This is a genomic window from Sulfuricella sp., assembly GCF_035531155.1.
GTDB lineage: Bacteria > Pseudomonadota > Gammaproteobacteria > Burkholderiales > Sulfuricellaceae > Sulfuricella.
Genome location: NZ_DATKTK010000013.1, coordinates 1 through 12,097 on the forward strand (window position 1 = coordinate 1; position 12,097 = coordinate 12,097).

The 12,097-nt window shown below is 59.1% G+C and carries 6 protein-coding genes; all 6 read right to left on the reverse strand.

Annotation, left to right across the window (positions count from 1 at the left end; translation table 11 throughout):
* Nucleotides 1–219 (reverse strand): hypothetical protein (locus VMV64_RS03405; protein WP_325328549.1); only part of this gene is annotated, 219 nt, incomplete at its 3' end.
* 428 nt (nucleotides 220–647) lie between these two features.
* Nucleotides 648–6,173, reverse strand: coding sequence for a DEAD/DEAH box helicase (locus tag VMV64_RS03410; protein WP_325328550.1), 5,526 nt, complete (start codon nucleotides 6,171–6,173; stop codon nucleotides 648–650).
* The gene (locus VMV64_RS03415; protein ID WP_325328551.1) at nucleotides 6,173–7,267 is read right to left on the reverse strand and encodes a hypothetical protein; all 1,095 of its coding nucleotides are present in this window, start codon (nucleotides 7,265–7,267) and stop codon (nucleotides 6,173–6,175) included. The genes VMV64_RS03410 and VMV64_RS03415 overlap by 1 nt, the downstream gene beginning before the upstream one ends.
* Entirely contained in the window at nucleotides 7,252–10,053 is a 2,802-nt protein-coding gene (locus tag VMV64_RS03420) for a hypothetical protein (protein ID WP_325328552.1), read from the reverse strand. Before VMV64_RS03420 ends, VMV64_RS03415 begins: the two co-directional genes overlap by 16 nt.
* Nucleotides 10,054–10,055: 2 nt before the next feature.
* The gene (locus VMV64_RS03425; RefSeq protein WP_325328553.1) at nucleotides 10,056–11,285 is read right to left on the reverse strand and encodes a Druantia anti-phage system protein DruA; all 1,230 of its coding nucleotides are present in this window, start codon (nucleotides 11,283–11,285) and stop codon (nucleotides 10,056–10,058) included.
* A 209-nt stretch (nucleotides 11,286–11,494) separates the two neighbouring features.
* The coding region (locus VMV64_RS03430) for a site-specific integrase (RefSeq protein WP_325328554.1) at nucleotides 11,495–12,097 on the reverse strand (603 nt) is incomplete at its 5' end.

Consider the following 12,097-nt stretch of genomic DNA (forward strand, 5'->3'; position numbering starts at 1 on the left):
GACCCGGCGAGGCTCACCGCGCGGTTCATCTGCTTTGAGCAGGCGGTCCGTCACTTGGTAGTCGCCCAGGGGGCAGTCTTGGTGAAGACAGCCATTTGCGCCGAGCGTGAGGTCGATTCGGCGATGCGCGTGTGCTTCAGCCGCGGCGAGCACGTCTTGTTCTGTCGTCTCGCTGTCGAACTTGTATCGAGCGTAAGCCATGGATCGAACAACTTTCATAGGGTGCTCCTTATGAGCGGCATAAACGCATAGAGCCCGGCCATATGGCCGGGCTCTATGCGCAGTCGCGAGGGAAGATGAGAGGAACTAAGAATTTCGGGCGGAGCGGCTCGTTGCCTCGGACCCGGCCGGAGCTAGGTCAGCGCCAGGTCTGTAGGGTCATACACATGACTCCTCTTGCTCAGTGACGACGCAAAGGTGTTTGCTCCTGCCGCATAGAAAGCCGATCAGGAATACGACGGCAAACGCAGCAAGACATTCGAGGACTGGATAGTTGTACATCACGATTGCTCCCATAGAGTCGGTGGTGAGACTGACGGCGTCAGCTCTGACGCGAGGGCTATCTACTGCTCTCCATGGGGTGATGTAGATCTCAAATTATTTTCGATCGGCTGAAAGAGTGGCCGGTGGTCAAGCCAAGCGAGGTGTCATTCGCTAAGTCTTTCCCAAACAATTCTTGATGCCGCCGGAAGGTTCGATCTGACGAGCAATTCATTGACGATTACCACCTCTATTCCGTCGCCCTTTTCCTGCAAGGCCCGAACGTCGGGATCTGCAGGGTAGCCTTCCTTTAACGCGCTGCTCAGCCCGACGACGACCTTTTGCCCGGTCGACTTCAGGTGGCACAGGATCGGGGCGACGAGCTTCGATCCGGCGATGGAAACTATTGCATTCCGTTCGTATTCGAGATCCGTTTTGTTCACGAGGAGTCTGGAAAGATCCTTAAAGAGTAGGTCGGTGGACTGTTCCAGGCGATCTGGCGCAGTTTCCGGGACGCTGCCTGAAATCAGGTAGTCGATCAACTCGACTCCGACATGGCGGTCCAACGAGCGATGTTCGATGCGGTTGCCAAATGCACGGAGGCAGCGATAGCACGACGAGTCGCATTGCTCCGGACAGTTGGCCAGTAGGTTGCGAGCCTTTGCCAACAGTTCGACGGCACGGGCCGGGATAGAGCTGGAGAATCCCGCGCCGCCAGGCAGCGTGTCGTACAGAAAGATTTCCGCGTACAGGTCCGAAGTGGCTTCCGCCGACATCGCTGGCCGATATTCCGCGAGAATCTCACCAGGCTCAATTTCCAGCATATCCGTCGCAGCCCGTGCCAGCGCTTCGCTCACGGTCCGCAACGCGACATTGGTTGCAAAGGTGCCCGGCTTAAGGTTCATCGGGGCATCGACGCGCAAAGAGAAGAGGGCGATGTCCGTGACGAACCGAGCGCCCAGCACGATGTTCTGCTGTGTGGTACGACCGCGACAGGCTTCCTTGCCCGGATCCGTTGGGTATGGAACCCGGTGGGCGCCTGTGAGGAGGGAATGCGGTTCCGTCATCGCCTCAATGCGCCCGCAGATGACGCAGTACCGATACCCCTCTCCCTTGGGCCCGACGTTGGAGACCAACAGTTTGGTTCTATCTGGCAACCCGGTGAACCTGGGGTTCGCAGCCACCCACTCCCGGTCGCTCCCGGGCGTCTTCGTGGTCAGCTTGGCACGCGTCGCGTAGCTAACATCCGGCACGCGCTCAGGAGACGTTTCCTCGGGGACATCGACCGGGTGCGCAAAACCCACCGGCCTCATCCAGGGTCCCTTGTGCAGGAAAGTCCCGTCGATTCCACACGCCGGACATTTGCTGGAATCCCCTGGGTTTTCGTTGCTCTCCCTGGTTTCGGCAAAACGGCAAACGGAGCATTCGTAATAGAGCTCGCGATTGTCCCAGGCGGCGATCCGCTCGGTCCCCGAGCGGGAGTAAATTGCAGCGGAAACGTAACACTTGCCCCCCACCCACACCTGTTTGCCAGGCGCATATTGGGACAGCGCCACCGGCAATCCCTGAGAGGGGGAGTACTCATCTTTGTGCCGGAACTTGGTCGACTTCTCCTTATCGAAGATATGGAATGTCGCCACGTCGGTCGGGAACGCGTACCTCGGAAGCACGCCTTCATAGAGCAGCCGGTCAAGCAGCTTATCTCCGTCGGAGCGGGGCGGCTTCTCTTCCTCGACATCCGGGTCCTTCTCTAGCGGATAAGGCCCTGTCGTTGGTGCGGGCTTCGTCGGCTCCTGCTTCGCGTCGTTAGCAATGGCGTCATCGATCGCCTTCATGCAGTCCGCGACCATACCGGCCGCCAGCTTCTGAATTCCCGCAGTCGTCAGTTGCTCCGGCAGCCACTTCACAGCGCGATCCTTGAGATCGGCTTCGTTTTCGGTCAGCCACGCCTGGAAATCATCACGATTGAGGACACCCGTACCGTTGCGGAAGCTGCCAACTTTGCCCAGTACCGAAAACAGGTCGGCTGGCTGATTAGGATCGAACTCCGGCAATCGGTCCTGGTGGTAGCACTGCAGCAGGAAGGCGCGCAGGTGACGACGAGCGATATCGAAATTGTTGAGCGTCAGGATTGGGTCGACGACCTTGCCCGAAATCATCTCTTCGGGGTGCGAGAAGTAGTGCTCGTCATGGCTGTCGACGCTGCCGAACGCGACGACAGTCGCCACTGCATTACCGCGGCGCCCGGCACGACCGGCACGCTGCTGGTAGTTCGCGCGTCCCGGCGGCATGTTACGGAGGGCAACGCCGGACAGAGCGCCGATATCGATACCCACCTCCATGGTCGTGGTGCTCGACAGGATGTCGATGGCGACGTCTGGCTCATCCTGCTCCTTCCAGGTGATGTTGATGTCCTGGAACAGCAACTCGTTCCTTTCCGCCTTGGAAAAGGCGTCCTCTTGGTCAGCTGAATTCAGCTGCGCCGTGTGCTCGGCCGCAATGAGTGCCAAAGGTGACACCGGCTCTTCCTTCAAGACATCCTGCGTGGCGCGACGGTAGTAGCCCTTGCGGGCGACGAACACATCGTCCTGGTCGGGGTCGATGTCGGCAACGGTCGTCTGACCGCAGTCGACGCACTTCGCATGGTTCTCGATCTGGCGATGTACGGAAGCGCAATTGGAGCAACGGACCCACCTGCCACCCAATTGGAGATAGAGCCGTTGGGCATGCAAGCGATGGGTCGAATTCACCTTCTCGGTAAATGCCTCCAGGAGCGCCGGCACCCATTGTTGGGTGAAGATCGCCTTGGTGATCTTGTCAGGTAGGATCTTGCCAAGAATCTTGAAATTTCCGGAATGGCCATGAACCTGGCGCTGCCACAGGTCATCATCCATGCCTTCGAACCAGATGTGCTTCTTCCGCCAGCATCGCAACCACAACCCCACCAGTGACAGCTTGGCACTCTCGGTGGTGGCGAAGCCGGGAAGGTCATGGAGCTTCTTCAGAAGCTCGTCCTTCTTTCTCGGCATGACCGTCAACGATCCTAGGGCGATTGCCTCGAGCCCAATGTATCGATCTTCGATGACGCTCACCAACTCGTCCAGCAGCGAAATTGGCGCCTTGCGGTCGTGGAAATCCTCGTACAAGTCACTCAGAACACCGTCTTCCACTGACCCGCGACTGCCCATGACGGCACCCATCTTTGCGTAGGCGTCAAATGATTCGCCGGATTTCAGTTCCGGGCGGAGCCTGACGGATAAACAGCGAGCTGCCAGCAGTGTTGCGAAGTAAGAGTCCTGGAGGCTAATTCGCCGAGCGAGAGTGGGAGATTGTTGTAGATGCCGCGTACCCCAGACCAACAGGGGTCGCAGGGCATCGCGCATGGAGTACGTCTGCAGGTTGGGTGCCAATCGCGCGGCGACCTGTCGTGAGTCCGAGAAAGCCAGGACCTTGCGCCCTCGCAACGGCGCGAAGTTATCGTCTGTTTTCGGTCCCTGCGGCTGGATCTGGATTTGCCGCGCAACCAGGGCCTGGAACGGATAATCGCCCTTCGTCATGTGATCTTGAACCGAAGACTTTCCGCCGCCAGCCTTGTTTCCGCAGATGCCACAAGGAATGAACTGCCCCGTGGAACCTCCACTCTCACTATCGTCGTCGTCGGCGAGATCCCTGGCATCCAGCAACTGGCGGAACACCATTCGAGACCTTGAACCACTGTCGTAAGCGTTGAGTCGCCCGGTCTCGACGTCATATTGAGCCTGAATGACAGTGCCGTCGTCGATTGGCGCCTGGAGCAGAAGGTCCAATGCCTCCAACTGCACGGCCTCACCATCGTTCAGCTCGATATTGGCGCCAGGTTCTGACCAGAGCGAACTGGGCTCATTGACATTATCGGTATAGGCGCGGGCATACGGCGCACCACAGTGCCGGCACGTGTAGAACTCAAGACACATGGAGCCACAACCGCATTGCTTGATCGGCTGGCTGTAGAGTTTGCCGCAGTACGGGTTCTTCTCCTCGGGGCTGACCTCCGTGCACTCCGGATCCATACAGACCCAGAGGCCCGGAAAGCCACGGAAGAAATTGTGCACGCGACAGGGCAGCAGACCTGTGTCGTCCGCGGCTCGTGCCCGACTTCCCAAGGTCAACAGGTTGGAGAACGCCTTCGCTGCCAATTCCGGGTCGATATCGGGGAAGACCTGGTCCGGCAGCGAGGCTAGCGGCTTTGCCGCCCCCATCGTCGCGTTGACAGTGAGTTGCAGTGGCCCAAATGCATCGAGTGCGGCAAACAAATCCTGGTCTACAGATCCGGATGGCAAAATTCCTCGATAGCTAAAGAAGGCAGCCATGACAGCCGCCTGCTTCTCGGGGTCATCCGCCTGCTGTAGGGCTGCTACATCGACGTTCGCCAGCGCCTCGGCATCCGCCTGCGATCCTTCACCGGCCTCCGAGCGCCTTTTCAGCATACCGATCACAGGCTCGAATGTTTCGGCCGGGCAGCCACTCAACTGCGACCCGAATTCCTTGGCGTACGTGCTGTTGCTGAAGCTCGCCGTCGCGCAGATCGCCCGGATGCGGTCGGCCGACACGCCGAGCCGATCGGTTAGCCGGCGGATAAGCAGGCCGACTTCGGCGCCACCCGCTCCACGGTAAAGATGCGCTTCGTCGAGAATGACCAGGAACTTCTCGTTCGGATTCGCCTCGAGCCAAGCCTTCGTATCGTCGAAGATCGAACGCTCGATCGGCCGCATCAGCATGTACTCGAGCATCGAGTAGTTGGTGATCAGCAGGTCCGGCGGTGTCTTTTGTACCTCATGGCGTGTGATCAGCTCGCTGTCATCGGACAGCGTGACAGCCCGGATGAACTCATCCGTACCCTTCCTCTGCCACGGTGACCCCGGGTTGCCCAGCCATTTCGCTAGGCTTGGCTTCGCAGGCCACTTGCCCTTTGCCATGAGTTGCTGTCGGAGGCCCTCGGCGCGTTCGGCCTCTTCTCTGTTGCCCGCGGCCTCACGTTCGATCTTGACGTAAAACTCGTCCAGCGACTTCAGCCGGGATTCGTCTTTCTTCTTGTCCCGCACCCCCGCATAAGGTGTCCTGCTGGTGTACCTCGCGAATTGGGGAATGCGACCGGCCCAGGCCTGGAACGCCTCAGTTACGCGCGGGTCGCTGAACAACGAGCGCAATCTGCCCAACTGGTCGTTGACTAGTGCGTTCATCGGATAGAGCAGGAGCGCCCGGACCGCACGATCCGCGAAGGACTCCGCGTTGCCACTGGCCTCGATCGCAAGTTTGGCCAAGACCGGCATCAGGAACGACTCCGTCTTGCCCGAGCCGGTACCGGTCATGATCAGCAGGTTCTTACCCTTGACGATGGACTGTTCAATCGCGTCGGCTTGGTGGGAGTAGGGCGGGTTGTGGAGGAGTGCCTTGTGGCCGCTTCCCTTAGTAGAGAGCGATTCCAGCAATGACACCGCTGCCGGTGACAGGCCAGCAATCTCGCCAAACTTACGATCGGAAACGTATCGGGGCGTCGACTCCAGGAACGGTATCTGGTGGACGTTGCCCGGCTCATTCAGAAGACGCTGGCGTGCCTTGACGAGGGCGGCGTTGCCGATGTGGTATGTCGCTTCGATGTACTCGGACAAGGCCGTGTGCAGTTCCGAAGCCGATTCCTGGATCGTGGAAGCCATTATTCCCCCTGCTTGACCTGCTTGAACCACATGTGGGACTGCAACAGATCATCGATGCCGTGGTCGGACTGATGCTCGAGCTTGTAGGCGATAAGGGCGCCGCTGGCCGACACTCTTTGGCCATGGATTCTGAGACGCCGCTCGACCCAAAGTGGTAGGGGCGAGAAGAACTCATAGCGATCCACACCGTCATCACGAGAGACGACACGATAGGTCTGGGGGTTGCAGGAAAGGGCGTCGAGCGCACTCTGAATCCTCCATCCATGATCGCAACCCCGAAACTTGGCACCACGCCAAGGCAGGTCGATGAAGCTCTTCGGTCGGCCCTGATCCAGCTCCACGAAGACCCAGATTGGAGATCCGAAGGCCTGCGGACGGCGACCGACGAAATGGCCTGATTGCCCGTTTGGTGGGATCCAGCGGGAGACGAAATTCTTCGAGCCGTTGCCCGGTCCGAGCACCTTGAGACCTTCCAGTTCCCCTCGTCCACCGGACTCCTTCAGACGCTGGATCGCTTCGTCTAGGAACTTCCTGGCCGTTCGTTCTAGCGGAAGTCGGGTCCAGGCGACCTTCGAAATTTCAAGGTAGCCTGCAACCAGCAACTGCTCCCTGATTGCCGCGCTATCTTCGGTCCGGATGATTCGAAGCTCACGTGGGCATTGCACCTGCTGCCTCAGCGCCAGTGGCATGGCCGACTGGTCTTCCGACTCGATGCCGAGGATCAGGACCGATCCATCTTGGACGACGAATGTCGGCGGTGCGCAGTACAGCCAGTCGCCGGCCGCCACCGAAGGCAACGACGACGTGCCACCCAATTCCAGCAGGTCGCCAATCACGACGAGACTGTTCAACACTTCGCGAACTCGTACTCTAAGAGCCTCTGCTTCGACAAAGCCGCAGAGGGCGTCGGTGGCGATGCCGACGACGGTGTCCCGTGAGCAGGGACACGTTGCTCCCGCGATCCTGCGGAGGACGGCCGCAATCAAGGCCGTCGACAATCCTCCCTCCTGCGACGCGCTATCGTCCACGCCCAACTGCCGTGCCATTGCGCCGAGCAGTTCAGCTTGGGTCAGCTGCCTCAGCTCCAATCCCATGACTTGCCCTCCAGCAATATCAACAGATAGCGAACACCTCGAACCAGATCCCCTTGGGTTGCGAGTTCCCGGACATCCGCCGGAACGTCGCTGGATGTAGTCACGAATCCGATGAGGTCGGTGAGGAATCGGAGCGCCTTCTCGATGACGCCTTTGTCGTTGCAAATCCCAAAGGCTTTGGAGATTGGCAGGAGCCATAACACCACCTCGGCTGGAGACTTCTCGATAGCCTCCCTGTGCGACATTCGCAATTTTGCCGCGAAATTGCGACGTGCCTGACTTGTTGAAATTAATTCACCGAGGTCCGCGGTGGCGCTTTGGTCCTTGATGGAATCTTCAAACACCGCTTCCGCTTGAACCCAGAAACTTCCACATACGAGTTTCGTCAGTGCGTCTCGCATCGTGCGAACCACTTTCTTCTGACGTGCTGGGCCGAGAGAACCGACGACCCGTGCCTTAGTCCATAGCGTCAGCAATTGAATGTCGTCTTTCACCGTGTCGTCCGACGCTGCAAACCCCTCCAACCTGGGCGTAAACCCGATCTGACTGGCCAAGTCGCCGCGACCTTGCTGGTTTGGCAGGCTCACGATGACCGCATCTAAGCGGCCTTTACCGGCGACGACATACAAGCCGCCGGGCTCCTGTACGTCGAAGCCGTCAACGCACTCGTCATGGTCCAAAAGTTGAGCTGTATTGGGAGTCTCCAATGGCGCCATATGGCAGTTGGATTGGGCGCCCAATCCGGCCTCGTCAATCAGGCGCAGCGAGATCGCCTGTCTCGACCGTTTCAACAGCCAACGTACCGGCCGACTCACGCGCTCCAGCGGGAGGGCGAACGATCCCATTTCTTCCGCGCTCACCACCAATTGGCAAGAAGCGCTGACGCCAAGGATCTCCTGATCGTCGGTGGACAGCTTCTCCCACAACCCGGTCAGGCTCACCGGAAGGTCGGCTTTGCCGAGTGGAAAACGCGTGGGCTCTGGCCCGTCGATCTTCAGGAGGACACTGACCTCTCTGCCCTGGGGCCCGAACAAGTCGAGCGTCAGCTTGCCCTCTTCCAGATCTTCCAGCGTCGCATCAACAGGCACGGGGATTGCCATCAGCCCGCCTCGCTGACTAACCGTCGCCTCTAAACCCAATGGATCGCGGACGTCCAGGTGGACTTCGCCGCCGGTTATGACCTTGGGCGCGTGTTCACCAGATTCAACTTTCACTTCGATATTCAGAGAGTATCGACCAGGTGGCAAGGGCCGCAACTGCAGCCAAGACGGACCGGTGATTCCGCAGCGCGAGATCGTCAGTCGAGTCGTGCCATTCAACACCACATCGACGGCAGCCACTTCTCGATCTACGTCGATGCCGAAGCAGGGAGAGTCCGTCGTCAGCCATTCGCTGAGGCCCTCCCCATCCCAGGAGATCGCGGGTATCCCGGCTGGCCAGATCGTGACGGTGGATGCGAGCGACAGACCCAAGAGCTTCAGCACCCGCCTGATGTCATCTGGCACATGCTTGGGCAGCTTGAGGCGGACGCCTACGATGCCCGTGCACTGGACGTCGACGGATTCGAACGCCGGGCTGTGAGGAAAGGCGAACCCCGCCTTGGCAAGAGCAATATATTCGTGTCCAGGCCGAAGGAGGTTTTGACGAACGTGCCTAGCCAGTCCGTCCGCACCGACCTTGCAAACCCACAAGGGGCCATTGCTCAAGGTTCCCTCATGGCGCATTAGGTGCTCGAGGATCGGGTGGGAATCTTTGAACTTCACAACAACCCCGTCGTTGGGCCATTGTTGCAGCATGTGCAGTTTCACCGTTCCGGTCAGGATCTGTGCCGGCTGCCAGGTGCCCGTGCCGCCTTGGAGCTGGACCTTCGTCGTCCTCAAGAACTGGCCCACGCCCGCAACATCGAAGGCCAGGGGCGCGAACGACGGGATCAACACGCCCACTCTCCATCTGTTGTTGGCCTTGCTCAGGAGCAATCTGGGGCTCAGGCTGAGCCGCTCTGCTGGAGCTTGCTGACGTGCCTGAGGTGTTCGCTCTGTGTGTCGCTGCTTCTGCTTCCTAGCGCCTTGAATTCGACGAACTTCCCGCGCCGCATGCAGCCAATCTTTGGCTGCTTGCGTTGCTTCGAGATCGCCCACAATCCGCTTAGTCGCGTCAGGCGAGAGCGGCGACTCCTCAGACTCGACGCCCAGCAGAGCCAAGGCAATGCGGCCCGCCAGTTCCTCCTGCTCACTGAATTCTCGGAAGCGGGACGAAGTCGTGAGCGCTTGTCCGTGGATCAGTTGGCCAATGCTGATGGGGTTGTTGTCTGCGGCGAGCCGGTAACGATGGTTGTGAAGTGACTTTGCGAAGTGATGCTGCAGGTCCTTCGGAAGGATGGCATGGGTGATGGGCCACGCAATGATCGAGAACTGTTTCGCCCAGGTGCCCGATGGGCGAACGCCGTTGTACTTTTTGGCGAACCGCCGGAACCACGCCCGGATTAGGTTGCGGTTCCGGTTGCTATCCGCGTTGCGCCTCCAAGCTGGCAGGCGCTCGTTGAATGTTTGCCAGTATTCCGCGCCGGCGAAGCTGTAGCCAATTTCCGTCGCGAAGACGACCCATACCAGCCAATGGAACTGGTTGGGATTGCCGCACCGGAGCTGTTCCGACAGCGATGCGGCAAGTTCCTCCATATCGATCGACAGTCCATGCTCCAACGCAAATATGCGCCAGTTCTCCGCGCGTTCTCCGGAGATTTGCTCGAATCTCGCTTCGAGCTCTCGTTGGAGGGTGTCCAGTTGCATGCCTAGCGTTTGACCTGTTTCCTAACCTTCGGCTCAAGGAGCGACACGCGCACGCCCGAGGACTTCGATACTAGGTTGACGAGCTCCTCCCTGGTCCACTGCAGGTATTCGGGGCGGCGGGTAGCGCGAGGCACCAGCCACCGTTTGCAGGCCAAGGCCGCTACCTCTTCGACCGACTTCAAGCTGCTGATGTCGAGTTCGGGCTCTTCACCCTTCAAGAACTTAATCGTGTTGCTGGCCATTTCGCAGATGAACACTTCCCGCTTAATGCCATGCATGACCAGATTTGAGCGCATGCCGATCATGTCGAGCGCAGTTCTGGTTACCCGCATCTTCCAGTTCGGTCCCTTGCCGAACGCATGCTGATCCGCGTACCTATGTTCCTTCGTTCGCAGATACTCGCGCAGATCCTGGAAGAGTTGGTCGGGGATGTGAAAGTGGCCATAACCACTCGAGTACCCGATAGGCTTTAGGTAAAGCATCTCATCGAGCTTGACTCGGTTGTAGACGGAAGATCGCCCCATCGACGATGTGGTTGTGATCGCCGCCAGTCGCGCCGCGTTCACCTTCTTAGAAATAACCCCTTTCCGGGCGCCGTATGCGGCCTGAAAGTCATCGTAGATTTCCCGGGTGCGTAGCAATGCGGCGACGACCTTGCCGCCTAGGAGTTGGTTGTAGGGAGGCACAGCGCCCAGTACATACGCGTCCATGGTGTGCACCAATTGGGAAAGACGTTGTTCGCCTGTCCAGCCGATGTACTCGTCCCGCGACCGCAAGTTGAATACCGGATCGCCGATGGCGATGATACCCATGAGGCGCTCATTGCCGTCGTCCCAGACCAGGTATCGGAGGCGGCGACCGAAGCCTGGGGAAACTGGCACGGACCACGTCAACGAGGCCAGCTTGAACAGGTCCGCTTGCCACGTATGGCTTAGCACACGCTCCAGGCGCGGCTTGACCGCGGCAGGGTCCACCTCTGTCCCTATTGCAAAGTGCTTCGAAAGTTTGGGGAACTTCGCTTTCAGAAAATCCCCCTGCTTGGACGAGCGTTCCGCCCGTTGCAGCTGGTGCGCGGCCCGGATGGCGTCCTTGCTTTCCGCCGGCAGTGTCAGGACGCCATTCTCATCCCGGGTGAAGCCAACGCGCTTGAGGTGCCATCTGACCTTGCGCTTTAGGATCGCCTCCCTGGATTGGATCCTGATGACCTTCCCTTTAGAAAGCTTCTTCGTCACGGCTTTTCCCTAATGGCCTTTCCATACTAACCGTATCGAACCGGCATGCTCCCGTTTTGCATCGGGCTCGAGCTATATGCGCTAGGTGAGCCGCCTTGCGATGGGAACCCGCCTTCAGCGACGTCGGGAAACTCTCTTTGAGAATCTACAATATGCTCCACCGCCTTGAAGCGCGACCCATTCGTCAACACGTCATCGAAACGATACGGCTACGCCGATTGCCGCGCCAGCGGGACGACCTTGGCCCCGGTCCGCAAGCCATCCAGATAGTCCGCCCAAGCCTGCATCATCTTGCGGCGCGCAGGTAAATACGTAGTTCGGTTGTAAGCCCGTCCATTGGCATCTTTGACCGCATGGGCTAACTGGTGCTCGATGTGGTCGACCGGAAAGCCTAGCTCCTCGTCGAGTACTGTTCGGGCCATTGCCCGGAAGCCGTGGCCGGTCATCGTATCCCCATCGAAACCCATGTAACGCAGCGCTGCGGTCACTGTGTTCTCGCTCATTGGGCGACGAACACTGCGCACACCCGGGAACACGTATTTACCTCCGCCTGTTAACGGGTGCAGATCGCGCAGGATCGTAATTACCTGATCTGAAAGCGGGACAATGTGGGGTACCTTCATCTTCATCTTTTCGGCAGGGATATCCCACACAGCCTTGTCCAAGTCGAGCTCTGACCACTCGGCGCATCGCAATTCGCCCGGGCGCACGAATACCAGCGGTGCCAGTTTGAGCGCCGCTATCGTTACGGCCGACCCGTGATAGTTGTAGATAGCACGCAGCAACGCGCCTATTTTTGAGGGAAGGATGAT